At 47.9% G+C, this 26012-nt stretch carries 21 protein-coding genes, 2 tRNA genes and 1 riboswitch; of the genes, 8 read left to right on the top strand and 15 right to left on the bottom strand.

What is annotated here, in order from left to right:
- Positions 1-14 precede the first annotated feature (14 nt).
- Entirely contained in the window at positions 15-935 is a 921-nt protein-coding gene (locus tag HHL16_RS09025; RefSeq protein ID WP_169424794.1) for a YihY/virulence factor BrkB family protein, read from the bottom strand.
- A gap of 85 nt (positions 936-1020) precedes the next feature.
- On the opposite strand from HHL16_RS09025, the gene HHL16_RS09020 reads away from it, so the two are divergent.
- The 3 genes from HHL16_RS09020 (at position 1021) to HHL16_RS09010 (ending at position 4587) form a co-directional block, all read left to right on the top strand.
- On the top strand, positions 1021-2460 hold the full coding sequence (locus HHL16_RS09020) for a DUF4403 family protein (RefSeq protein ID WP_169424793.1): 1440 nt from the start codon (positions 1021-1023) through the stop codon (positions 2458-2460).
- 62 nt (positions 2461-2522) lie between these two features.
- Positions 2523-3152 carry a sigma-70 family RNA polymerase sigma factor gene (locus HHL16_RS09015; RefSeq protein ID WP_346766828.1) on the top strand — a complete coding sequence of 210 codons (630 nt, stop codon included), beginning with the start codon at positions 2523-2525 and terminating at the stop codon, positions 3150-3152.
- On the top strand, positions 3136-4587 hold the full coding sequence (locus tag HHL16_RS09010; protein WP_169424792.1) for a porin family protein: 1452 nt from the start codon (positions 3136-3138) through the stop codon (positions 4585-4587). Before HHL16_RS09015 ends, HHL16_RS09010 begins: the two co-directional genes overlap by 17 nt.
- Positions 4588-4593: 6 nt before the next feature.
- On the opposite strand, the gene HHL16_RS09005 is transcribed toward HHL16_RS09010, so the two are convergent.
- Positions 4594-4971: an SET domain-containing protein gene (locus tag HHL16_RS09005; protein WP_169424791.1), complete on the bottom strand. Its 378-nt coding sequence runs from the start codon at positions 4969-4971 to the stop codon at positions 4594-4596.
- A gap of 58 nt (positions 4972-5029) precedes the next feature.
- Here HHL16_RS09005 and mgtE point away from each other — a divergent pair, with 58 nt between their 5' ends.
- From mgtE to HHL16_RS08985, 4 genes are all read left to right on the top strand, one after another.
- Positions 5030-6418 (top strand): magnesium transporter, encoded by a 1389-nt coding sequence (gene mgtE, locus HHL16_RS09000; RefSeq protein WP_169424790.1) that lies wholly within the window; start codon positions 5030-5032, stop codon positions 6416-6418.
- A gap of 19 nt (positions 6419-6437) precedes the next feature.
- Entirely contained in the window at positions 6438-8810 is a 2373-nt protein-coding gene (locus HHL16_RS08995) for a prolyl oligopeptidase family serine peptidase (RefSeq protein ID WP_169424789.1), read from the top strand.
- Positions 8811-8991: 181 nt separating this feature from the next.
- Positions 8992-10827 (top strand): glutamine--fructose-6-phosphate transaminase (isomerizing), encoded by a 1836-nt coding sequence (gene glmS / locus HHL16_RS08990; protein WP_169424788.1) that lies wholly within the window; start codon positions 8992-8994, stop codon positions 10825-10827.
- Between the two features lie 26 nt (positions 10828-10853).
- On the top strand, positions 10854-13061 hold the full coding sequence (locus HHL16_RS08985; protein WP_169424787.1) for a DUF4954 family protein: 2208 nt from the start codon (positions 10854-10856) through the stop codon (positions 13059-13061).
- Between the two features lie 82 nt (positions 13062-13143).
- Here HHL16_RS08985 and HHL16_RS08980 read toward each other — a convergent pair whose 3' ends face one another.
- The 6 genes from HHL16_RS08980 to HHL16_RS08955 all read right to left on the bottom strand — a co-directional run bounded on the left by HHL16_RS08980 (position 13144) and on the right by HHL16_RS08955 (position 19104).
- The gene (locus HHL16_RS08980; RefSeq protein ID WP_169424786.1) at positions 13144-15540 is read right to left on the bottom strand and encodes a hypothetical protein; all 2397 of its coding nucleotides are present in this window, start codon (positions 15538-15540) and stop codon (positions 13144-13146) included.
- 208 nt (positions 15541-15748) lie between these two features.
- The gene (locus HHL16_RS08975) at positions 15749-15958 is read right to left on the bottom strand and encodes a hypothetical protein (protein WP_169424785.1); all 210 of its coding nucleotides are present in this window, start codon (positions 15956-15958) and stop codon (positions 15749-15751) included.
- A gap of 97 nt (positions 15959-16055) precedes the next feature.
- Entirely contained in the window at positions 16056-17372 is a 1317-nt protein-coding gene (gene der, locus HHL16_RS08970) for a ribosome biogenesis GTPase Der (protein WP_169424784.1), read from the bottom strand.
- Between the two features lie 17 nt (positions 17373-17389).
- Entirely contained in the window at positions 17390-18259 is an 870-nt protein-coding gene (gene era / locus HHL16_RS08965; protein ID WP_169424783.1) for a GTPase Era, read from the bottom strand.
- Positions 18260-18820: 561 nt separating this feature from the next.
- Positions 18821-18892, bottom strand: a tRNA-Met gene (locus HHL16_RS08960).
- 137 nt (positions 18893-19029) lie between these two features.
- A tRNA-Met gene (locus HHL16_RS08955) sits at positions 19030-19104 on the bottom strand.
- A 63-nt stretch (positions 19105-19167) separates the two neighbouring features.
- Here HHL16_RS08955 and HHL16_RS08950 point away from each other — a divergent pair.
- Positions 19168-20010, top strand: coding sequence for an alpha/beta hydrolase-fold protein (locus tag HHL16_RS08950; RefSeq protein WP_169424782.1), 843 nt, complete (start codon positions 19168-19170; stop codon positions 20008-20010).
- A 9-nt stretch (positions 20011-20019) separates the two neighbouring features.
- On the opposite strand, the gene HHL16_RS08945 is transcribed toward HHL16_RS08950, so the two are convergent.
- The 7 genes from HHL16_RS08945 to HHL16_RS08915 all read right to left on the bottom strand — a co-directional run bounded on the left by HHL16_RS08945 (position 20020) and on the right by HHL16_RS08915 (position 25703).
- Positions 20020-20742 (bottom strand): head GIN domain-containing protein, encoded by a 723-nt coding sequence (locus HHL16_RS08945; protein ID WP_169424781.1) that lies wholly within the window; start codon positions 20740-20742, stop codon positions 20020-20022.
- 21 nt (positions 20743-20763) lie between these two features.
- On the bottom strand, positions 20764-21483 hold the full coding sequence (locus HHL16_RS08940; RefSeq protein WP_169424780.1) for a head GIN domain-containing protein: 720 nt from the start codon (positions 21481-21483) through the stop codon (positions 20764-20766).
- 123 nt (positions 21484-21606) lie between these two features.
- Positions 21607-22932, bottom strand: a complete 1326-nt coding sequence (locus HHL16_RS08935; RefSeq protein ID WP_169424779.1) for a HAMP domain-containing sensor histidine kinase — start codon at positions 22930-22932, stop codon at positions 21607-21609.
- 8 nt (positions 22933-22940) lie between these two features.
- Positions 22941-23615 (bottom strand): response regulator transcription factor, encoded by a 675-nt coding sequence (locus HHL16_RS08930; protein ID WP_169424778.1) that lies wholly within the window; start codon positions 23613-23615, stop codon positions 22941-22943.
- A gap of 4 nt (positions 23616-23619) precedes the next feature.
- Entirely contained in the window at positions 23620-24567 is a 948-nt protein-coding gene (locus HHL16_RS08925; protein ID WP_169423094.1) for a hypothetical protein, read from the bottom strand.
- A 26-nt stretch (positions 24568-24593) separates the two neighbouring features.
- Complete coding sequence (locus HHL16_RS08920; protein WP_169424777.1) at positions 24594-25019, bottom strand: hypothetical protein; 426 nt, start codon at positions 25017-25019, stop codon at positions 24594-24596.
- Between the two features lie 9 nt (positions 25020-25028).
- Positions 25029-25703 (bottom strand): hypothetical protein, encoded by a 675-nt coding sequence (locus tag HHL16_RS08915; protein WP_169424776.1) that lies wholly within the window; start codon positions 25701-25703, stop codon positions 25029-25031.
- 153 nt (positions 25704-25856) lie between these two features.
- Positions 25857-25960, top strand: a riboswitch (TPP riboswitch).
- The last annotated feature ends 52 nt before the right edge of the window (positions 25961-26012 follow it).

Below are 26012 nucleotides of genomic sequence, written 5' to 3'. Positions count from 1 at the left end.
ATAATATCCGGAAATTATCTGTCAAGAGTTTCTGTTTTCACCTGTTGCAGAATATAGGATTCTGCGTGCGGGTTGGGCACTACAGGCTGTTGCTTATGATTTGCCCAGGCGCGCAGAAAGCAGGCGCCGAAATAAAAAATGAATGCGCAATAAAATATGAAGAGCAGCATCAGTACAAAAGAAGTGGATGTTCCGTACACGGTGCTCATATTGGAGTAGCTCAGCAGAAATCGCAGCAGGAATTTTCCGAGCGTGAATAACAATGCTGTGAAGAAAGCACCGCCCATGGTTACGCGCCAGGTGGTATGTCCGTCCGGAAGATAACGGAAGAGAATGGTGAACCATCCTGTAACCACCGTGAGTGAAACGATCTGACTGAAGACAGACCATACCACCGCTTCTTTACCGGGAAGAAAATCCAGTTGCTCGCGCGCGATGGCCACACCTCCTTCGATCATCAGGGTGGCCAGAAAAAATATGCCGGCAAATAGGATCACTAAAAACGAAATGCCTCTCTGTTTCAGTTGAGGCATCACTCCTCTCCCATTCACCACCCTTATTTTCCAGAGCTGATTTACGGAGTCTTTGATCACTTTGAAGAGTGTGGTACTTACAAATAACAAAAAGATAAAACCACCGGATGCGATGTACCAGGTGGATGCCAATGTGCGAACACTGCGGAGCGTATGCCGTACTTCGGCAGCGGAGTTCGGACCGATCACTCCGCCCAAAGCCTCTACCAGACTGCGTCCTATAAAACGTGGACTGATCACCAGCCCGAACACCTGAATAAGTATGATAAAAATTGCCGGCATGGCAAATGTGGCAAAGAAAGCGGTAGCCGCGGCCATCCGTAAGGGTTCATTCTGTTTGAATTCCCTGAAAGCCGCTCGTAACAATTGGAGGATGGTAGCCGGTTTGGGCATTTTGTTCATAAACCATTTTTTCTTCTCCTGCGGTAGGTACGGGGCCGCTATTGAAGATAGTGAAAATTAGCGCGGAAATTTTGATATTTGCGGCATGAAGTCAATTACCCGGGTGATCCCCTTCATCTTTGCCCTTATCGTGTTGATCAGTTGCGGAAGCAGCAAAACTGCCACCACCACCACCAATACCAAACCTTCCACACCGGCACGCAGTTTACCTGCGCTGCCAATGAGTTTTATAAATGTTCCTGTAAAAGTATATATGAAACCGTTACTGTCGGTAATGGAATCGAATACTGCCAAAGAATTTATGAACGATAAATGGCCCGACTACACGCAAAGCGGCTGCGATTTCAGATACAAGTACCGCTTTGTTCGTTCGCCATTCAGTTTCGCAGTTGTAAATAACAAAGTAACCATCGCCTTCCGAGGCAATTACCAGATCGCCGGAAGCCGCACCCTCTGTGCCTTCGGCAAACAGGTGTCGCCCTGGGTGAACGGAAGCTGCGGATTCGACAAAGAGCCGCTTCGCAGACTGGATATCTCCATCTCTTCGCAACTCACGCTCAATCCCAATCACTCTGTAAGCACCGTTACGCATCTGGATAAACTGCAGCCACTCGACAAATGTGAGGTAACCCTCATGAACAACGACATGACCAAGGATATCCTCGACAGTGTGAAAGCATCCATCGAAGCCTACTGCACCACCTTCGACAGTTTTGTGCAGAGTGTAAACAACAACGCCTTCCTCGCCAACTGGCGCAATGGCGGCAGCCGTGTAATGCCACTCAGCAAATATGGCTATCTCAACCTGAACCTCCGTCAGCTGGGAGTGAGCAAATTCAATGTGGTGAAAGACACGCTCGTTTTCTCCATGGGCTTCAGCGGATTTCCTCAGTTCCATTCAGACAGTGCGAAACTGGTTACCGGCGACAGACTTCCGCCCGTTTCAAATGCAGACCGCAGCGGCAATATCAGCACATTCCTCAATGCCGTATACGAATACAAATTCTTCAACAAACTCCTCAACGACAGTTTGCGCAATCGCGTGTTCGATGTTGATGGCCGCACTTTCGTGATCAAAGACGTGAATGTAAGCGGCAACAACGAAGGCCGCATCAAAGTAGATCTTTCTTTCAGCGGCAACCGCAAAGGCACTATCAGTCTGAGTGGCCGCCCGGTGCTGGATACCGCGCGTCAGGTATTGTCGCTCGCCGATATTCAGGTAGGTATCGATACCAAAGATGTACTGGTGAATATCGCAAAGGGACTGATCAAAAAGAAGATCATGAAAGAAGCTGCGGGTCAGAGTGTACTCGACATCCGGGCGCTGATCGAAAAGAACAAAGCCCTGATCGAAGCAAGGCTGAACCAGCAGGTAACGCCCTGGCTGAGCAGCACGGGAACTCTGCACGAACTGAAACTGGTAGGAATACTTCCGCAGGAAAACCATGTTCAGGTTCAGGCATTTATCCGTGCCAGCATCACGCTGATCGGCACACCGCCGGCCAATCTTATAAATATGAAATAATCAAGGCAACCTTTCTGACGGGCTACCCGTATCAAGAATGAGATTACGAAAAATCGTAACTTTTGCAGGGGCAACCCTGTTCACTGCAAACCAAACCATTCTTGCATACAGATAACCCAAAGGTCTCCACATTGATCCTTGGCTGTTTGGCTAATGACCGGAACAGCCAGAAGGAGCTCTATTACCTGCTCAGAGGGTTTGCTATGAAGATATGCTACAGGTACACCAATGAGCAGCATGAGTCGGAGGAGATCGTGAACGAAGGATTTGTAAAGCTCTTCAAAAACATCCACCAGTTCGACCAGCAACGGCAACCCGATATGCTGCTGAGCCTGAAAGGCTGGTTCAAGAAAATACTGGTTAACACCTGCATCGATCATTACCGGAAGAACCACGCATCTGTACATGGGCATGTATTGACCCATGAATCTGAAACTATTCCAGACAACAGCGAAACAGGCATCGATGTACTCGGTTACAAAGAGATCATCGAAGCTATCCGGCTATTATCGCCGGCATACCGAACAGTGTTCAATCTCTTCGTAATTGAAGGATTGAGCCACGAAGAGATTGGTCAGCAGCTGGGCATTTCAGTGGGCGCATCGAAATCCAATCTCTCCAAAGCGAGGGAAAACCTCAGAAAACTATTGTTGAATAAAAACCACTTTACCGTATATGCCTCTCCTCAATGATAATGAACTGGACCGACTGAGCCGCGAAGCCGCCGACCAGTACGATGTGGAGGTTGGCACATCGGGTTGGGAGGCCGTGCAGCAACGGCTGGACGAAGAACTGCCGCGCAAGCGTCGCAGAGGATTCTTCTTCTGGTGGCTGCTCGCAGGCATGCTGCTGCTCGGCGGTGGCTGGTTCATCATCAACAAACAAACTACATCTGACAATTCAGAACCTATAGCAAAAACCACGCTGCCTGCAAACAGGCAGGCACATCAGAGCACACAGAAGGATACCGCCGCAGGAATGAGGCAGCAGCTGATTGCAGAAGATGAGCATACGAGCAACTCATCCGAAGTGAAGAAGGACGATAACAAAAAAAGCGCTGCTGGTTCCGGGCCGGAGAATGTTGCACAAAAACAAATGGTGAATGACCGCTTCAAGTCAAACAATGATCAATCAGCAAACAACGAAGAAAGAATAACCGGAAGAAGAATTACAGAGAAGCAGGTCGCAGACAAAATGCATCTTTCAAACAAGCGCAGCAACCTGATTTCGGGAAGAAGCAAATCATCAGAAAATAATTTGCTGCAAATTCCTACTACGGTTATCCTGGATAAATCAGCTGATGTGTCTGCGAAAGAAGCAGAACAACAGGCAGGTAATCAATCAAAGCAAACGCTTACCCAGCCTCAGTCTGCGCAACAGGAAATCAGTGAGTCAGACACATCCTTACAAAACATTTTACCCAACCAGCAGTTGCAGGCAACTGATTCGAATGCAATCCCTCACCCAACTCCCGAACAACCAGCCACCCGAACAACAGCCAACAAAAAGCCCCTGAACACTACTCCGTCCGGAAGAAAAAAATCGTTCAGCGTTACACTTTTTGTAGGGCCCGATATCAGCAATGTAAAGTTCAGTTCCATGGGTAAATTCGGACTGATGGCAGGCGTACAGGCCAACTACTATTTTGCGGAAAGATGGAGCATCAGCACCGGCATCAGTTTCACTAAAAAATACTACAAAGCCCGGCCAAAAGATTTCACGCCAAAGGGTGCGATGGTCTACTACAATATCGAAGCCATCGAAGGCAACTGCGCCATGTGGGATATTCCAATCAATCTGCGTTACGATTTTTCTGTAAAGCCCAACAGTCGGGCGTTTGTGAGCGCAGGCATCTCCAGCTATCTCATGACCAGTGAGAACTACGATTACTACTATCTGTACAACGGATATCGCGCCAGCAAGAACTGGAACACAGATTCCAATTCCAATTATCTTTTCTCTGTGCTCAATCTCTCCGCCGGAAAGGAATGGCAGATCGGCAAGAAATTATTCTTTCAGGCAGAACCCTATCTGAAGATTCCTGTAAAAGGAATCGGCAATGGGGACATTCAGCTGAACAGCTATGGAATTATTTTCGGATTGAAATATCAGTTTGGGAAGAAGTGATGCAGGTTACTTCGCATCGAACCAGATGGGTTTATCATCGTCCCAGGCGCCATTGTAATTGATGAACAGCTCTTCTCCTGCTTCAATATCGCGCATGGTGATGATGGTGATGGTATCATCGTCGTAATCCATATGGTAATCGCAGTTGGAAGAATAACTGTGATTGTAAATAGGTATGTATCCCAATGCCATGCACACATCGAATTCGCCCCACTCGAAAATATAATCGTGCAGGCGGGTTCTTTCGAGATGTTCTCTGTCGCTTGCATTCATCACCAGTACGGGTGCAATTTCAACTACCTCGTGTTTTGCAATAGGTTCGGAAGTGAATACGCCGCGCCCCATTTCTCCGGTTTGCGCTATATAAAGGCATGGTAATATCATCGCCCCGAAATTACATTTAAATGCGCATACACATCCACTATTCCCTAATTTTGGGGCCATGAGTACGGAGCTTGAACTTGATGCCCTAAGGGAACAATTCCTTGAACTGGCCCGGCAAGACGATGTACTGCAGGTACGCGAACTGCTGAATCACCAGAACATCAGCGACGTTGCCGAACTGATCGGCGAACTGCCCGAATACGCCAGCCAGATTATTGGCAATATGAGTATTCACCGGGCTGCCAGTGCATTTAAGATACTCGATCTTACAGATCAGAAAACCATCATACGCGAACTGCCTCCATTCAAAACAGCGGAGCTGCTCAACGAACTCCCGGCGGATGACCGTACCTCCTTTCTCGAAGAACTTCCCGGCAAAGTGGTGAAAGAGCTGGTGAAAATGCTCAATCCCGAAGAACGGCAGATCACCCTCTCGCTGCTCGGTTATCCCGAAGGAAGCGTAGGCCGTCTGATGACGCCCGATTATATTTCCGTTGATGTGGAAGATACCGTTCAGGATGTGCTCGATCTCATCCGCGAAGAAGGCAAGGAAATGGAAACCATCGATGTGATCTACGTTGTAGACGAAAAAGGAGAGTTCGTAGACGACGTTCGTATCCGTGAAATAATTCTCGCCAGTCCCGACCGCCGTGTTGGCGATATCATCGATTACCGCTACATCACGCTCAATGTGAACGACGATCAGGAAGAAGCCAATCAGGTGTTCAGAATGAATAACCGCGTGGCCCTGCCCGTGGTGGACGATGCCAATATCCTGCTCGGCATCGTAACCATCGACGACGTGCTCTGGGTGGCCAACGAAGAATTCAGCGAAGACATTCAGAAGATCGGTGGTACCGAAGCCCTCGACGAGCCCTATCTCGAAATGCCGCTGGGCCGGCTTTTCAAGAAACGCGTAGTATGGCTGGTAGTACTCTTTCTCGGAGAAATGCTCACCGCCACCGTGATGAAATATTTTGAAGATGAGATCGCCAAGGCCGTTGTACTGGCTCTTTTTGTACCGCTCATCATATCGAGCGGAGGCAATAGCGGATCGCAGGCATCCACCCTCATCATCCAGGCAATGGCCATGGGTGAGATCACTATCGCCGAATGGTGGAGAGTACTTAAACGCGAGATCATTTCGGGTCTGATGCTGGGCACCGTGCTGGGCATTATCGGCTTTACCCGTGTACTGTTCTGGAATTCTGTATTCCACACCTATGGCGAACATGGCACCGAAATAGCCTTTACCGTGGGCCTCTCGCTCATTGGCGTGGTGCTCTGGGGAACCATCTCCGGCTCCATGCTTCCCATCTTCCTCAAAAAACTGGGCGCAGACCCTGCCACTTCCTCTGCTCCTTTTGTGGCTACACTGGTGGATGTAACCGGACTGCTCATATATTTTTCCGTGGCGTATATGATTTTGAGTGGTATTTTGTTGTAGCTAAAACCAATAACATTTCATGAAACAGCTTGCTTATGGCTTTGCGCTGTTGCTCATTGCGGCATCGGCCAATGCACAAACACCCTTATCCCCGCTGACGGTAGACAAGATCATGCGCGATCCCAAATGGATCGGCAGCTCACCTTCCAATCTGTCCTGGAGCGCCGACAGCAGATCTTTGCAGTTCAGCTGGAACCCCGTTAATGCGGCCAGCGACTCGCTGTACAGCATCCATCCGGCTGATCTCAAACCGTACAAGGTTGACTGGGAGACCCGGCAAAACCTTCCTTTGGAAGACAATGTGCGATACAATTCAAAATATACCGCATACGTGTATGCGATGAATGGCGATATTTATTTTACCGACCTGAAAGGCCTTACCAGACGCGTTACTGAAACCGTGGAGCAGGAAATGTCACCGGCATTCGGATTCGATGAAACGCGCATTGTATTTCAGCGAGGCAACAACTTGTTTTCATGGCAGATTTACGGCGGCACCATTACACAGCTCACCAATTTTGTATCGGGCAATGCACCATTACCTGAAGCAAAAAATGCAGACAAAGGCACGCAGCAAAACTGGCTGTTCGCGGAATCCATCGCCAACTCAACGGTACTGCAAAGCAGAAAAGAAGAAAGAGAAGCCACCGACTCCATGAACAAACTGATGCCGAAGATCAAAACGCTTCGAGCATTGTACACAGCCGACAAAATGGCTACCGGCTTACAGATCAGTCCGGACGGGCGTTTCATCGCATACAGATTATTCAAAACCACGCCGGGAAAGAACACCATCGTCCCCAACTACATCACAGAAAGCGGATTCACAGAAGATATTCCCGGAAGAACAAAGGTTGGATCCAACTTCGGTACCACCGAGCTGTATCTTTTCGACAGTCAGCGCGATACCGCGTATGCCATCAAAACAGACAGCCTGGCCGGAATCAAAGACCTGCCCGACTATCTGAAAGATTATCCTGCAGCACTGGCGCAAAAAACTAAAACCCCTGCTGCACGTGCAGTGAGCATCGGAGGTCTCAGCTGGAGTCCCAACGGCGCATACGCAGTGGTTGAGCTCCGTTCACAGGACAATAAAGACCGCTGGCTGGTACTGCTCGATGGATCAACCGGCAAACTCTCTCCGCTCGATCGTCAGCGCGACGAAGCATGGATTGCAGGTCCCGGCATAAACGGCCGCAGCATCGGCTGGATCAATGCCAGCACCATCTGGTTCCAATCCGAAGCCACCGGCTACAGCCATCTTTACACGCTCAACATCCAGAGCAAAGACAAGAAAGCCCTCACCAGCGGCAACTACGAAGTACTCGACGTACAACTCTCACGCGATAAAAAACATTTCTACATCACCACCAATCAGGTGCACCCCGGAGAGCAGCACTTCTACAAACTGCCCGTTGCCGGCGGAAAAGCAGAGCAGCTCACCAGCATGACCGGCTCCAATCAGGTAAGCCTTTCACCCGATGAAAAATGGCTCGCCTTTCTCTACAGCTACAGCAACAAACCATGGGAACTGTACGTGCAGGAGAACAAAGCCGGCGCACAGCCGAAGCAGGTGACCAAACTGGCACAGTCGCCGGAATTTGCATCCTACAAATGGAGAGAACCCGAACTGATCACATTCGCAGCCCGCGATGGCGCCAATGTGTACGCGAGATTGTACCGCCCGGCAAATGCGCATCCCAGCAAGCCAGCCGTAATTTTTGTACACGGGGCAGGATACCTGCAGAACGTGCACAAATGGTGGAGCAGCTACTTCCGCGAATATATGTTCCACAATTTGCTGGCCGATAACGGGTATACCGTACTCGATATCGACTACCGAGGCAGCGCTGGTTATGGCCGCGACTGGCGCACCGGCATCTATCGCTACATGGGCGGAAAAGACCTTTCCGATCAGGTGGATGGCGCCAGATATCTGGTGGATAAGCTGGGCGTGAATGCCGGAAATATCGGCATCTATGGCGGATCTTACGGAGGTTTCATCACACTGATGGCCCTTTTCACCCAACCCGGCGTTTTCAACAGCGGAGCCGCGCTTCGCTCGGTGACCGACTGGGCACACTACAATCACGGCTATACCTCCAATATTCTCAACGAGCCATTCACGGACAGCATCGCCTACTATCGCAGTTCACCGATCAATTTCGTGAACGGATTCAAAGGCAATCTGCTCATGTGCCATGGCATGGTAGACGTGAATGTGCATTACCAGGACATCATACGTGTTACCCAAAAGCTGATCGAACTGGGCAAAGACAACTGGGAACTGGCCTCCTACCCCGTGGAAGACCACGGCTTTGTGGAGCCCAGCAGCTGGACCGACGAATACAAGCGTATTTTCAAGCTATTTGAAACCAATCTTAAAAAATAGCCGCATCGGAGGTTCCGGCATGATTTTTCGATAAATTGCGCAATCGTTTGTTCTAAGAAAATACCGAAAAGGTCGTAACGGGATTTTTTTCTTCGCAGCATCAGGCGAAGGAAAAAATCGCGCTATGGCCTTTTTGCATTTATGTCGTCTCACAACCAATAACCAATAAATTCAGTAAAAAATGTGCGGCATTGTTGCTTATGTTGGCCCAAAAGAAGCTTACCCTGTTATCTTGAAAGGTCTCAAACGTCTGGAATATCGTGGATACGATAGCTCCGGCGTGGCCTTGCTTAATTCCGGCCTGAAAGTTTATAAGAAGAAAGGAAAAGTAGCCGAGTTGGAAGACAGCCTGATGGGCAAAGATCTCCACGCAAATATCGGTATCGGGCATACCCGCTGGGCCACCCATGGTGAACCCTGCGACCGTAATGCTCACCCTCACAGTTCATCCAACGGCAAACTGGCGATGATCCACAACGGCATCATCGAGAACTACAGCCAGCTGAAAAATGAACTGATGAAAAAAGGCTACCAGTTCACCAGCGATACGGATACCGAAGTATTGCTGAAATTCATTGAAGACATCCAGCAGAACAATCACTGCACACTCGAAGAAGCAGTGCGCATTGCACTGAAACGCGTAGTGGGTGCTTATGTGATTGTGCTGATCGATGAAGATAATCCGGATACACTCATCGCAGCCCGCAAGGGAAGTCCACTGGTGATCGGTATCGGCAAAGGAGAACATTTTCTCGCTTCCGATGCTTCGCCCATTATCGAGTACACCAAAGAAGTGGTGTATGTGAACGATTATGAGCTGGCCATCATCCGTCCGGATGAACTGATCCTCAAAAACCTCGGCAACGAAAAGATCACTCCTTTCATCACCAAGCTCGATATGGAGCTGGCTGCTATCGAGAAAGGCGGCTACGATCACTTCATGCTGAAAGAGATATTCGAACAGCCCGACACCATCTTCGACTGTCTTCGCGGACGTCTCGATGCATCGCTCGGAACCATCACCATGGCCGGTGTTCAGAACAATATCGATCAGATAAAAAATGCAAACCGCATCATCATCATCGCCTGCGGAACCAGCTGGCATGCGGGTTTGCTGGCAGAATACATTTTCGAAGAGCTCTGCCGCATTCCGGTTGAAGTGGAATACGCATCGGAGTTCCGCTACCGCAACCCGATCGTTCGCCCCGGCGATGTGATCATTGCCGTATCGCAAAGCGGCGAAACAGCCGACACCCTTGTTGCCATCGAAAAAGCAAAAGAGCAAGGCGCTATGATCTTCGGCGTGGTGAACGTAGTAGGATCGAGCATCGCACGCATCTCCAACGCCGGCGCCTATACGCACGCAGGCCCTGAGATTGGCGTAGCCAGCACAAAAGCATTCACTGCACAGCTGGTAGTACTCACGCTCATTGCGCTGAAAGTGGCGCATGAGAAAGGTTCTATCGATCAGAAACGATTCATTCACCTGCTGAACGAACTGCACGATATTCCAGAGAAAGTACGCACCACACTACAGACCGCAGAGCAGGTGAAGACGCTTGCAGAGAAGTATAAAGATGCGAAGGACTTCCTCTATCTCGGTCGTGGGTACAATTTCCCTATCGCACTCGAAGGAGCCCTGAAACTGAAAGAGATCTCCTACATACATGCAGAAGGTTATCCTGCTGCAGAAATGAAACACGGTCCTATTGCACTGGTAGACGAAACCCTGCCTGTTGTATTTGTTGCAACAAAGGATTCTTACCACGAAAAGATCGTGAGCAATATTCAGGAGATCAAGGCAAGAAAAGGAAAAGTGATTGCCGTGGTAACAGAAGGAGACGACACCATCACCGCCATGGCAGACGATGTAATTGCCGTTCCGGAAGCCGATGAGATCTTAGCCCCCATACTCAGCGTAATTCCGCTGCAGTTGCTGGCTTACTACATCGGCATCGCCAAAGACCTGGACGTGGATAAACCCCGCAACCTCGCCAAAAGCGTAACTGTGGAATAATCATTGATCACCTAGTTTTCTTCCATATGAATCAGATCCGGAAAAGCCCCATCAATACTTTGGGTTATAATTTCATTCCCGAAACTTATTTACCCAAAGGGAAAGATGAATATTACCTGCGCAATCAGCAGTACAGAAATGGACTGCAGTACAGGCATCTTACAGCATATGAAATTGAGATGCTGGTGCGCAACAGAAACACATCAGACAACTGGAACAATATTTTTGTGTCTGATGCCTTCAATCCAGAACTGGTGCAGGATTGCAAGTTCTTCGGATTGGTACGCATCGGAAAACTCGAACCGTACTATCTCGACTTCCACGATCTCCGCCGCCCTGTTGGATTGTACAACAGCACCATCATCAGCTGCGACTTCGGCGACAACGTTGTAGTGGACAATGTGAACTACATTTCGCACTACATCACCGGCAACGATGTGATGCTGGTGAATGTGAACGAGATCACTGCTTCCAATCACTCCAAGTTCGGCAATGGTGTACTGATGGAAGGCGAAGACGAAAACATCCGCATCTGGCTCGAAGTCTGCAATGAGAACGGCGCACGCCGCATCATGCCTTTCGATGGCATGCTTCCCGGTGATGCCTTCCTCTGGAGCAGGTTCCGTGACGATGATGCGTTGCAGCAGAAGTTCAAAGAATTTGTACAGAACAATATCGATACCAGACGAGGTCGTTACGGCACCATCGGAGATCGTACAGTGATCAAAAACTGCCGCATCATCAAAGATGTGAAGATCGGAACAGATGCTTATCTCAAAGGCGCCAATAAGATCAAGAACGTTACCCTCAATTCATCTGCCGAAGCGAAAACACAGGTAGGAGAAGGATGTGAGCTGGTGAATGGCATCATCGGTTACGGATGCCGTTTGTTCTACGGTGTAAAAGCCGTTCGTTTTGTTCTGGCAGCACATTCTCAACTGAAATATGGTGCGAGGCTGATCAACTCCTATCTCGGAGAGAACAGTACCATCTCCTGTTGTGAAGTGTTGAATTCACTGATCTTCCCATCGCATGAGCAACACCATAACAACTCATTCCTTTGCGCAGCGATGCTGCAGGGGCAGAGCAATATGGCTGCGGGTGCAACGGTGGGATCCAATCACAACTCGCGGGGAGCAGATGGCGAAATCATTGCCGGGCGCGGGTTCTGGCCTGGCCTCTGTGTGAGCCTCAAACACAATTCGAAATTTGCTTCGTTCTCCATACTCGCCAAAGGCGATTTTCCGGTGGAGCTGAATATCCCTCTGCCCTTCTCTCTCATCAGCAATGATGTGAGCAGGAACAGGCTGATAGTGATGCCGGCGTACTGGTTCATGCACAATATGTATGCACTGGCACGCAATGCATGGAAGTACGGAGACCGCGATAAACGCATCAACAAAACACAACTGCTCGAATTCGATTACCTCGCTCCTGATTCGGTGAATGAGATTCTCGAAGCGATCACTATTCTGGAAACATCTACCGGGAAAGCCTACCTGAAACTAACGAAGGGCAGCAGAAAGTTCTCTGCTGAAGATGCCATCGCAGAAGGCAGACGATTGCTGATGGCCCGCGATCCGCAGGTAAATGAGCTGGAGATCCTGGCAGAAGGTTTCGAGAACAGCACCCGGCCGGTTCAGCTGATCAAAGTAACCAATGCGTATCATATCTATCGCGAACTGATCGCTCACTATGCCGTGCAGCAGCTCATCGCCAATGCAGGCAAACAGTTCCGGCAGCTGGATGCATCGATCGGCAGCATCCCTGGCAAACCAGCGTTGAGCAGCTGGATGAATGTAGGCGGACAACTGATCCAACGCACAGCCATCGACAAGCTGATAACGCAGATCCATCAGGGACGAGTGAAGAGCTGGGAACAGGTACATGCATTTTACAAAGAGCAGGCCGACAAGTATGCACAGGAAAAATTTGTGCATGCCATGGCAGCGCTGCAATCTGTGTATGGCCTGAACATGAAAAAAATAAAACCTGCGGATATGCAGCAACTGTTGCAACAAAGCCTTGCAGTGAAAACCTGGATGACAGAAGGGATCTATGTTTCAAGAGCCAAGGACTATAAGAATCCTTTCCGCAAAATGGTATACGAAACCACTGCGGAGATGAACAAAGTGCTGGGCAAACTGGAAGACAACGGGTTCATCAAACAGGAAAAAGCTTCGCTGGAAGAGTATAAAAAAACAATCGCTTCGCTTGCGAAGAAGTGGAAATAATGCAGCGACTTTGTAAGTGCTGAAAAATAAAAGCGGCAGCCTCAGGGCTGCCGCTTTTGCATATTCAGAACATCAAAAACGTCTATTGTTTGATGAAACGGATGCTGGTGGTTCTTTGTCCGTTTTCAAGATAACCGGTCACCTGATAGGCTCCGGCAGCAAGCTGACCGAGTTGCAGGAATATATCCTGACTGCCTGCGGCAAGTGCAGTCTGCTGCTGATACACAACTCTTCCGTACATATCTGTTACAGCAAGTCTGAGGTTTGTTCTACCCGCCGTGCTGATATTGAGTTTTGCCTGACTGGTCACCAATGTAGGCAACATGGAGTTGATAACGAGACCTTCAACGCTGTTGAATACCGTAACAATGCGGCTTTGGTTTTCGAGGCCTTTCACATCGAGCATGCGCAGTTTGTAGTAAGCAGTTTTTGCAGGAAGCTGATCATCCTGATATGTATAACTGAGTTGCGATCCAACTGCTCTTACAGTTCCTATCTGACGGAAGTTGATGCCATCATCGGAACGCAGGATCTCAAATCTGTCGGGGTCGCTGTTGGTAGTGATGGTCCACTCAAGTTTGGCGGTTGAAGAAGATAATTTCTTCGCATTGAAAGATACAAGATACACGGGCAGTGCGGACCCTGGCAGAACGCCGAAGGTAAACGGACTGAAGCTGTTCATTACATCGGACTTCACTGTTCCGCTGCTGGAATTGCCTGGGGTCAAAACTGTACCTGTAGCGCCTTTCGCGCTTTCCCATTTGTTGGTGCCGGTATTGAAATGTGCAACGGTGATCTCATTGAGCGCGCTGGCGCCATTCACTGCGCCATTCAATGTCAGCTGAACTGATGCAGGAACCCCGCTTACGAGATCGATATTCCAGTATTCGCTGTTCGACACTTTGGTTAATGGAGAAGTGACAGCTATAACGGAATAAGCGCCGGTTACATATTCAGCTGCGTAAGACGATACAGTTGCAGCATTCGGAATTACATGACATGGACGATAAGCAGCACCACCAACAGGAAGCTCATAGGCTGTTGCCTGATTGGTTCGGCGGATCATCTTGCCCGCAACGTATCCGTTTGCAGCTTGTCCGCTTACAGCAGTCAGTGCAGGGTTATTTACTGTGAGTGCATTTGCTGCGCTGGCAGTGATCTTTCCTTTGTTGCCTGTCCAGATAAGACGGCCAACAGCCAAAGGTTTGGTAAGTGTTATTCCGCTGCCGGAATTGTTGATGCGAAGCATTACATAATTTCCTGCGTTATCGATGGTACCTGAATTGATGCCTACGGTCTGTGCCGCAGCACCATTGAGTTCTACAACGAACAGGTCGGTCGCACTTGCGTTAGCTGTAGAAGCGGCACCAAAAGTACCTGCTGTTTGCAGCATATTGCCTTTGATCTTAAGTTCGGTAACAGCTGTTGCATTAACGGTAGCAGCATCGCGGATATTGAATGTTCCGCCACTCTGAATGAAATTTCCGTTTACCTGAACAATCCAGCTTTTTGTTGCATTGGCAGTTACTCCACCCAACGAAACATTGGAGTTGGCGCTGATCTCGAGATTCTTTTCTATCGTATAGTTAATAGGATTAGTAGGAAAATTCACAGCACCAATCTCGAACCTTTTATTATTAGTATTCAGAAACTGCAGATTGCCTTTAATGTTGAGATTGTTGGGCAGTGCAAGGTTCATACCATCATTAACTATATTAGGACAATCAATCACAAGGTTTCCGATTTCTGCACTCGACGGCATATTCGTGGCCGGCGGGTTGGTTGTGATGCCGGTAATTCTGATAGTAGAATTAACAGCCCATTTGGCACGCACCAGTCCTACCCCATTCATAGCATGCCTGTACTCGGAGTTATCGTTGAAGTAAATGTAGGTACTGCCGGAGCTGCCGGTAAAAGGAAAACATTTCTGTGAAACGATCACAGTACCATTCACATCGAGTCTGTTGGTAAATGTGTTAGCTACAGGCAAGCTATACGTAGGACCGTTTGTTCCGGTTACAGAACTATGACCACCAAAATACCAGGTGCCATTGACCAGTCCTCTTGAGTTGTCGGCAAAATTGAATTTGAATGAAACATCGGCAGATGTACTGTCTTCGAGCCTGCTGCCTGCATCGATCTTCAATCCATAATCCGTGGAACCATCGCCGGAAACATCGATGGTGGCTGCAGTTGCAGCAACGAGTTTCACAGTGATATTACCGGTAACAACAAGAGATTTGAGCTTGTAAGCAGTACCGAAATCGACATTTACAACCGGGGACCCCTGGTTGAAAATAGCCACATCGAGTGGGCCGGGTACAGAAGAAGCGGGCGTTGAAATACCATCATCAGACCAGTTGGCCACGTTATTCCAGTTTCCACCTGCAGGGCCTCTCCAGTATTTAGTTGATTGAGCGTAACCGCTGGCCACAACGATAAATACCCATGCTACGGTAAGCATGTAGATTTTTTTCATACATGAGTAGTTTAAGAATCAGGAAGCAGAATGCACAGGAGATGGATTCCAGAGGTTTTTTTGGTAGGAAACTTTATGGAATATAGAGGAAAGTGTGGTTCAGGAAGGCAAGATACAAATAAAAAAAGATACCATGCAAGGGTGTGGGCAATAAAAAACCCCGGAATGTTCCGGGGCCTTTCTTGCAAGAAGTTTATGCGAAAAGCAATTAGTGCTTTGCAGTGCTATCTTTCTTTGCAGTAGTGTCAACTTTAGGAGCAGAAGAATCAGACTTGTTTACAGTTGAATCTGGTGCTGGTGTTGGAGCAGCTTGTTGATTAGTTAAAGAGTCAGTACCAGTTTTAGGCTCGGTATGACCACTGTCGTTACATGCTACTAATACACCGGCTACTGCCATGATTGCGAAAATCTTTTTCATGCGAACTTGCTTTTTAGAGTTTAATCAGATGGGCGCAAAGGTAGAAGGTTTTTTATTCCTTGCAAGTGATTTGACATATATCATCAAAAATTCACAATTATTTCTTCCTGAAGAATATTCTTACAGGAACTCCTTTGAAGTCGAAATTCTGCCTCAGCTGATTTTCCAGATAGTTCTTATACGGTGTTTTGATCTCATCCGGCAGGTTGGCAAAGAACGCAAATGAAGGCACATGCGTTGGCAACTGCGTAACGTATTTGATGCGGATGGGAACGCCACGAACCACCGGCGGGTGGTAGCTTTCGATGGCTTTCAGCATTACTTCGTTCAGCTTGGAAGTAGGGATCTTGCGGCTCTTGTTATCGTACACCTGCAACGCTACTTCGATTGCTTTGTGAATGCGGATCTTATCTTTTGCTGAAATGAAGAGAACGGGCACATCGGTAAATGGAGCGATCCTTTCTTTCAGTTCTTTTTCATAATCGCGGGCAGTGTTGGTTTCTTTCGATACCAGATCCCACTTGTTCACCAGCAGCACAATGCCTTTTCCTTTTTTGGCGGCAAGGCTGAAGATGTTCAGATCCTGCTGAGTGATGCCTTTCTCAGCATCGAGCAGCATCAGACAAACATCGGCTTCGTCCATCGCTTTGATGGCGCGGATCACGGAGTAGAACTCCAGATCTTCATTCACTTTGTTCTTACGACGGATACCTGCTGTATCGATCAGAAAGAAATCTTTCTGAAAGAGATTGTAGCGGGTGTGGATGGTGTCGCGGGTAGTGCCTGCGATATCACTCACAATGGTACGCTCCTGTCCTATCAATGCATTGAGCAGAGAGGATTTTCCGGTGTTGGGCTGTCCGATGATGGCAAAACGTGGGAGCTCATTCAGCTCTTCCTGCTCTGTTGCTTCTTTATCGGTGATGAGCTCGGTAATGGCATCGAGAATTTCGCCGGTGCCACTGCCGCTCATGGCAGAGATGAAAAATATATTGTCGAACCCGAAGCTGTAGAACTCGGTGGCTTCGAGGAGACGTTCAGGATTATCTACTTTATTTACTGCGATGAATACGGGTTTTGAAGTACGGCGAAGTACATCGGCCATCGCTTCGTCGAGGTCGGTGATGCCGGTTGCAGCATCGGCCATGAATACGATGGCATTGGCTTCTTCCACAGCAATCATTACCTGCTTGCGGATTTCGCGCTCGAACACATCTTCGCTCTGCGGAACGAAACCACCGGTATCGATTACGTTGAATACTTTTCCATTCCAGTCGCAAACGCCGTACTGACGATCGCGCGTTACGCCGCTCTGATCGTCTACAATTGCTTTGCGCTGCTCAAGCAGGCGATTAAAAAATGTACTTTTCCCTACATTCGGTCGCCCGACGATTGCTACAGTGAAACCTGCCATGATGCCTCTTGATTTTATTAATAGTATCCGTATTCTTTCAGCATGAACTCGTTGTCGCGCCATTTGGGACGCACTTTCACAAACAGTTCGAGGAACACTTTTCTGCCGATGAAGGCTTCAATGTCTACTCTGGACTGGGTTCCGAGCTGTTTGATCATTTTTCCGCCTTCGCCCAGCAGGATAACTTTTTGTGTTTCCCGCTGCACGATGATGTCGGCCACTATCTTAGTTAAAGTTGATTTTTCTTTGAATTCGGTGATGATCACCGTGGTATGATAAGGTATCTCTTCCTTGTACAGGTAGAATATTTTTTCGCGGATCATTTCGGCCACAAAGAATCTTGTGGGCAGATCCGTCATTTCTTCTCCGTCGAAAAATGGTGCGCCTTCAGGAAGGTACTTGAGAATGCCCTTCAACAGATCGTCGAGTTGCATTCCTTTGAGTGCAGATATGCCAACGAGTTCTTTGCAGTATGCTTTGGAACCGAAGTAAGCATATACTTCTTCCTTTCTTTCTTTGCTGGCCTTATCCAGTTTGTTGATCACAACAATGGCCGGCACTTTCAGCTTGAGCGCTTCGAAGATAGTGTTGGCTTCTTCGAGATCTTCATTTACGTCGAACAGCAGCAGCGCTACATCGGAATCTTCCATGGCGCTTTTAACTGCCATCATCATTTTCTCCTGGAGTTTGTACTTAGGATCGATGATGCCGGGGGTATCGCTGAGGATGATCTGATAATCATCGGTAGTGAGGATGCCCCTGATGCGGTGACGGGTGGTTTGGACCTTGGGTGATACAATAGCCAGCTTCTCGCCCATGAGGGCGTTCATCAGCGTGCTTTTGCCGGCATTGGGCCGGCCGAATATGGTCACAAATCCTGTTTTCATACTGAATGAGCTGGTCAGAAATAATGATACCCGCCGGGGCGGGCGGTGCAAAGGTACTGAAATAAGGACGGGCAGCAGGAATTTTTAGTGAAGTTATGATTAGCAGACAGTTATGAAAAGCTGGAAAAAATCATTCTCAGGAACAATGGAAGGCCCAAAAAGATAAGTCCCCTTCAAAAAAAGCAGCATAACCGCGGTGCGATCATGCTGCTTCACTAGTCATCTAAGAAAAACGCATATGGACTATTGCAAATTTGTTGCCCTGCAACTGCTTCTTCACTATGAGGCAATAAAAAACGGAACAGCTACATAAAGTTGCCATTCCGCTGCGACTCCGTATGCCGCAATTAAAAATTTCAAAAAAGAATACGATCAACAAATTTTCCGGGCAGGCCATCCTGCTCCGTTTTCAATTTTGTACATCTTTCTACTCAAAAAAATAGATCAGCTGCATCGGTTCTTCAAACTATCTGAATCAAACACCACTGACTTCATTTATTTTTTTCGCAGAAATCCAGAAAACACAAAACCCGCTACAGGAGCGGGTTTTGTGTTTTCTTGTTGCGAAGCCAGGGATCGAACCTGGGACCTTCGGGTTATGAGCCCGACGAGCTACCGCTGCTCTACTTCGCGATGTGGAGTGCAAAGGTAGGGGTTTTCAGTTTCCTACCAAAATGAAATTCACTTTTTTATGAATTGCAATCGCTCACAAACCGTTCCTGCATCACCCAAACGAAAAAACCCGCTCGATGAGCGGGCCTTACTTTCTTTGGTTGCGAAGCCAGGGATCGAACCTGGGACCTTCGGGTTATGAGCCCGACGAGCTACCGCTGCTCTACTTCGCGATGCAAATATAGGGGTTTCATATTCATTGAGATTCATTTTTTTACAAATTGTATATTCACAACATGAAATACCTCTCCCTTCTACCGCTTTTCATCCCCTTCTTCTTCTCCTGTGGAAAGGGCGTTTCACAACAACAGGACGAACTTTACAGCCGCCACCTTCAGCAAAAAATATTACTTACAGTTATCAATACACCTGTACCCGATGATCATGCTCAACTCAATTTGTTGATCATTAACGACGGACAAGATGCCGAACGCTTTCGCATCAAAGCCATTACCGACAGCCTCTGGAAAGCCAAAGCCATCAAGCCACTCGTGATTGTTGCCGTTCATGCAGGCGATCGCATGCAGCAGTACGGCGTTGCCGGCAAACCCGATTACGAACAAAGAGGCGGCAAAGCCGATCATTACGACGACTTCATCAACAACGAACTCTATCCATACATCAAAAAGAAATCGGGAGTAAGAAAATTTCAGTCATTTGCCATTGCAGGCTGCTCACTCGGAGGATTGAGCGCTTTCGATATCGGCTTCACACATTCCGACAAGATCGATAAGATCGGGGTATTCTCCGGCTCTTTCTGGTGGCGCGACAAAGACACCAAAGACAGCAGTTACAATAACGACAAGAACCGCATCATCATCGCCCGCCTGAAAGCATCGCGCAAAAAACCTGATCAGCAATATTGGTTCTACGCCGGAGCAAAAGAAGAGAATTCAGACCGGGACAAAGATGGCATCATCGATGTGATCGACGATACACAGGATGTGATCGCCCTGCTCAAAGAGAAAAATGTTCCCGCAGCAAATATCGTATACAAAGAAGCGCCCCAGGGGCAACACGATTGGCCTTACTGGAGCGCTGAACTTCCTGCATTTCTGCTCTGGGCCTTCGGCCGATGATGCAGAAACCTAATTATTTTTTTTGCTTACACTGCTGCTGCCACTGGTGCTCACATTCCGCACCGGCGCTTCTCCTTTATAACTGATATCACTTGAGCCGGATGCACGCGCATTGAGTTCTTTGTTCACCGTTATATGAACATCCGACGCACCACTCGATTCAACGGTACAGTAATCGGCACTCAGATCGTAACCTCTCACATCGCTGGCGCCTGTGGCATTGATCACTGCATTAGTGGCCGATCCGCTCAGTATCGCATCAGATGCGCCGGAGAGTTTGGCCGTTAAGTTGGTAACAGTTACGGTTCCTTTGAAATCGCTGGAACCACTCATGTCGATGGTGAGATCGGGCACATTGATGGTGTTGGTTGCAATAACATCGCTTGATCCGGACGCTGTGATCTTTTTCAGTTCTTTGAAACTCACGTAGGCACGGAGTTTCATATTGCCATGAAAGGAAACCATCTTGTCGTTCTCGAAATAAATTCTGAGTACGCCGCCTTTTATTTCGGTCCGGATCTTATCGCGATACTCTTCTTTTACAGCGCTTACTGCCAGTCCTTCCTGATCACTCTGTGAAACAAAAAGATCGATCGAATGAGAAACGGTGATGGAATGGAAAGATTCATTCAACGTTCGGGGGGCTACATTGGGGTCGTTAATGATTACTTTCTGCGCTGATGCCGCAAGTGGCAGGAGGGCCAGTAACATTATTATCCATCTTCTGATCATAGTCTCGCTTGTTTTTCGGGCTTATTTTGTATTGGTAACACTGCCGCCGCTATTGGTATGTACAGATGTTCTTACTGCATTGCCTTTGTACAGTACATCTCCCCCGCTACCGGCTGTAGCGCTGATTTCTTTATTTACAGTGAGTTTTACGGATGCTCCGCTGTTCACTTTTACATTCGCTTTTTCTGTGATAAGATCGTATCCGTGGAAATCACTTCCGCTTCCTCCGCTGATGTCAACTTTCGAAGCTACTCCGGAAATTTTCACATCGGCACCGCTTTCACTTTCCGCTTTCAGAAAAGCCACTTCGATATTTCCTTTAAAGTCCGCACCACTCGCCACTTTCAGATCGAGAGCATCCGATTTTACGGTTCCGTCGATCTCCATGCTTGCTCCGGCAGACGCCACCAGTTTCTCCACCGTTTTGATGCTCACATACGCTTTGATGGGTTTCCTGAATTTCTTGAACCGGATTGTGACGCCGGTATGCTCAACAAAGATCTTCAGAATTCCGTCTTCCACCTGCGTGATCACTTTCTTTCTCCATTCCTCTTCAGGAACGCTAACGGCACAGGCTTCAGTATCTCCCTGCGTAAGTATCAGCTGAATTCCGGTTGATACACGCACCCCCTTGAAATTACTCACTTCGCGCACTTCGGCATTGGGATCGTTAAAGGTACGTTGACCCAGTAAAACTACTGTAAAGAGCAGAGCTGCAATGCTTAGTCCAATTTTTTTCATAGCAAATTATTTTCGGTTTGATCGGTTTCAGTAATAATGACGCACCACCATACCGAAATGTTACAGTTTTTTCTGCTCAACCTGAGATTTTTGGAAGGATTACCGGAAACTGCGCCTGAAGGGTCATTCAGCTACCATGGATTGCGGAAATGTAACTGTAAAGGCCGTACCGGCGCCGGGCCAGCTCTTTACCGAAACGGTTATCCCATGATACCCGGCAATACTCTGAACAATGGATAGTCCAAGCCCATTTCCCTCACCGGTGGGGTTACTGCCTTTTTTGAATCTGTTGAAAATTACATTCAGCTCATCATCCGGAATACCCTGGCCGGTATCGCTGATGGTAATGGCGTATGATCCTGAATTGTCATACGATCCGGAGATGTCGATCCGTCCCCCTTCCCTGTTGTAGCGGATGGCATTGGTGATGAGATTATAGAAAAGCTGGAATATGAGATCGCGGTTCAGCTGTTTCAGCTGCAGGTTTTTCTGCATATCGGACTGAAGGGTGATGTTCTTGCTTTCCATGCGATCGCTCAGCTCATCTGTGATCTCGTGAATGAGCTGATCGATATTCACCACATCAGTTCTTGCGTACTGCGCATTCTCGATGCGGGAGATGAGCAGCAGGGCATTTACTATCCGCTTGAGCCTGGCGAGGATGGTCATCATATCGATCAGGCGTTGCTGCGCAGCTTCGTCGATTTCGCTGAGCATCAGGTTTTCCATTTTTGTCTGGAGTATGCCGATGGGCGTCATCAGTTCGTGCGAGGCATTGGAAGTGAAAGCGCGTTCGCGCTCGAAATCCTGCGTGATCTGCTGCATCAGTGCCATGAGGCTTTCATCGAGGTACCTGAAATCGGCGGTGCTGGTTTTAACAGGTTTGAATGTTTGCCGGAATGGAAAAGATGAATTGATGAGTTTATCCCGAATGATATTGCTGAGTGGCCGCAACAATGTGCGGGTAACAAAAAGATCGGTGAGCAGCGTGATGCCCACCAACGCCGCGAGCACATACAACGCAATTCTTTGCAGCGGCACATTGTATTGCCTGATGCTGGCAATGGTTTTTCCTATTTCGAGCGTGTAATGCCGATCGTTGTAATCGAAGTTGCGGATGAGCATGCGATAGTTGAGCGTATCTCCTTCCACAATACGTTCGGCAGTCTGCAACGTATCGGGATAGACCAACGCATTTGCTTTCTCCAGTGAAACATATTCTTCTTTCAGCAGTGTGTAGCTGCCGTATGTTGAATCGCCTGCGAAATAATAATCGATGCCGTTTGTCTTTATCACATCGAACACTTTTTTCTCCTGCTGCTTCAGCCTGTAATCGGCATATCCGAAGGCTACCCTGTCTACAAGAATCGGCAGCAACCAAACGAACAGCAACACGATAACCAGTTTCGATATCGTGGAGAACAGCGTGAGTTTGGTGAGCAGCTTCATGTTAGTGATCAGAGTTTTATTTTGTATCCTACTCCACGGATGGTTTGCAACCAATCCACCGGAGCAAAGGCCGTCATTTTTTTTCTGATGTTTTTGATGTGCACATCGATGTAGTTGGAATCGTAATCGCCGTCTGAAAATCCTCCCCAGATATGCTCACTCAGTTGCATTCTTGTAAGTGGACGATTCTTATGCAGCACCAGATAACTGAGCAGATCGAATTCTTTTTTGCTGAGGCCAACATCCTCCTCATTGAACAGCACCACACGATTGGTGAGGTGAATGGAAAAATCGCCCACTGCCACTATTGAATTGTTCAATCCCGATTTGCGGCGAACAATGGCGTGCATGCGCGATTGCAGCTCCAGCAGTGAAAACGGTTTGCTCAGATAATCATCAGCGCCAAGGTCGAGGCCCATGATACGGTCTTCGAGTTTGCCGCGGGCGGTGATGATGATGTAAGAGGCATCCGGACAATTCTTTCTGGCTTCTTCCAGCACTTTCAGTCCATCCTGATCAGGGAGACCAAGATCGAGCAGAATAAAATCATAACTGCCTTCTTCCATGAACTGCTTCGCCTGTCTTGCTGTGAAAGCAAGATCGCAGAGCCAGGAAGAGCGTTTGAGAAAGTGTTCCACTTCCAGCGCCATCGATCTTTCATCTTCTACTATGAGTACTTTCATATGGTCAGAACTGATAATAAAAACTGGCTCCGAAAAATGTATTGAGCTTACCGGGTCTGTAAGCGACTTTGTTGCTTAGCAAAGAAAACTGACAGCTCAGTTCAAAGACAAGATTGGAGCGGTTATATGCGATGGGTAATTTGAGATTGTAAGAAAGCAGATCAAAACTGGTAGTGCTTTTTTCAATGATGGTGGTGGTGTTGCCATTACCGTTACCATTTCCACCACCGTTGCCATTGCCGTTTCCGTTGCCATTACCATTACCATTTCCGATACCAGGTATGATATCTTTTATTTTGCCTAGTATGCTGTCGCGTTTCTTTTTCTCTGTTCCGTAATACTCGTAGAAATGCTGGGTGCCGGCTGAAATCTCTGCCAGCGGCGTAAAAGTGACGATATCTTTTTTACCGATGCTGAACAGATCGAACGACTTGGAGAAACCTGCCGTGGTGAAAAAATCATTCGTTTTGCCGAATGCGTAATCGAGCGTGAGACTGGATTTCATCCATTTCTCATGCGAGAACGTAACGTTGACCATGTGCGGATTGGCAGCCTGTAAAAACGGCGACAGCTTCGGATAAAAAGTGTAATTGTATCCGAGGTCCATGGAGAAAGTTTCAGAGAGTTTGAACTCATAACCGGCTCCGATATTGTAAGCGGAGGCGAGCCTCGACGAATCGTTCAGCAAACGATAGGCAACCGTAGTGAGATAGAAACCCGATTTGTGGTTCCAGGAAGCAAGCAACGCAATGTAAGGTGTTTTTTCTTCGGCCCGTTGTCCGTAGTAACTGGCATTGCTGGCAAAGGTTGTTCCAACGGTGAGCGTTGATTTAGGAGGTACACTGTCCGCTTCTGTAGCGGCAGTATCGGAGACAGCAGTTTGCTGTTCCTGTCCAAAACTCAGACTGGTAGCGCAAAGCAGCAGAGACAGAACCGCGATGAATTGTTTCATGTATAAATTTTTTCAGCCTTCGGTTATCAGAGCTTTATTTTTTTGATCACCACTTTGGGTGTTTTGATTCTCGGCACTTTCACAGGGATATTCGGTCCCTGTACAACTACGGGTTTATTTTGTCTGCGGGCTTTTGGAACTTCTTTGATGGGTTTGATGGCCTCCTGCACAGGCACATCTTTGGCTGCGTCTTTAGCAGTCTGCTTTGCCTGGCCAACGGAGGGCTCCTGTTTTTTCAGCTCCTCTTTTGTATTGGGATTGGCGGGTTTGGTAATCGGAACTGTGTCGTTGATACTGATTTGAAGAAGCGTTGTGAAGCTATGGTTCCGGATATAACGCAGCCTGGGCTGTGGCTTTTCCACATTGGCCCAGGCTTGCAGGGTACAGATCGCCAATAGAATAAATACAGCGATTGGTTTGGCTCTCTTGTGACTATTTAGTTTCGACAGCACAATCTGTTATTATTTTAGACCTGCTTTCACAGCTGTTACAGTTTTCACAGAAGCTTTGATGGGCTTTGTTTTTATCTGTGACTGAACATTGGCGTGATGGCTGGTTTTTATTTTTGGTGTTTTGATTTCGGTTTGCGCAGCACTATTCAGCGTTGAATTTACAGAACCTCCGGAAGATTTCAATTTTTCTGATCCTTTATCGTGAGCGGCCTCCACTTTGGTGACTGCCTCAGCTCTCGCAGCTTCTCCTTTGGCATGGGCAGCTTCTACTTTCGCGTCAGCTTTGGCTTTGGCAGCTTCGGCTTTCGCTTCGCCTTTTACTTTCAGTTCATCCCCTTTTGCGCGGCCCGCGGCAGCTGTTGCTTTTACCTCTTCCTGATTGTCTTTCACTGTCTGTTTCAATGCAGCTTTCACTTCTTTGCGGTCCTCTTTGGGCGTTTCAGCATTGATTTTGCCATAGGCATAGGCATTGCCTTTATTTTCTTTCGGTTGAGTGGCCTCTTTTCCCTTTCCCTTTCCTTTCAGCAATTCAGATTCGGTTTTAGCTTTTGCTTCAGCATTTGCCGATACAGGTTTGGTAGCGATCTGAGCTTTTGCGGCATTATCTGATTTCACTGCAGCTTCCTGCGCCATAACAGTGCCGGAAAGCAATACGGAGGCGACAATAAATAATCCAGTTTTCATACTGTTTTGATTTTAATAATGGAGAGTTGCGGATCAATTACAACAACAAACCTATCAGACGAGTATGAAGCGAAAATGAAAAATGGCCGGCGACCCGTTTGGAGGAACCAGTTTTTTGAACGTATCTTTACGCCCTCTTTGGCCAAAGAGATTTCAGATTCCCCGGGGTGCTGCCTGAATACAATAAGGCGGCTGAGATAATACCCGTTGAACCTGGTCAGGGTAATGCCTGCGCAGGGAAGGTAGACTTAAGGCTTTTATCGCTCCTACTTTTCACTCCCGCAGCATTTTCTCTCAAATCAATTTTAT

The organism is Pseudoflavitalea sp. G-6-1-2 (assembly GCF_012927185.1).
In the GTDB taxonomy this organism is placed as follows: Bacteria; Bacteroidota; Bacteroidia; order Chitinophagales; family Chitinophagaceae; genus Pseudobacter.
Note: the sequence above shows the minus strand (reverse complement) of the source record. Positions and strands in the feature narration are given on the sequence as shown.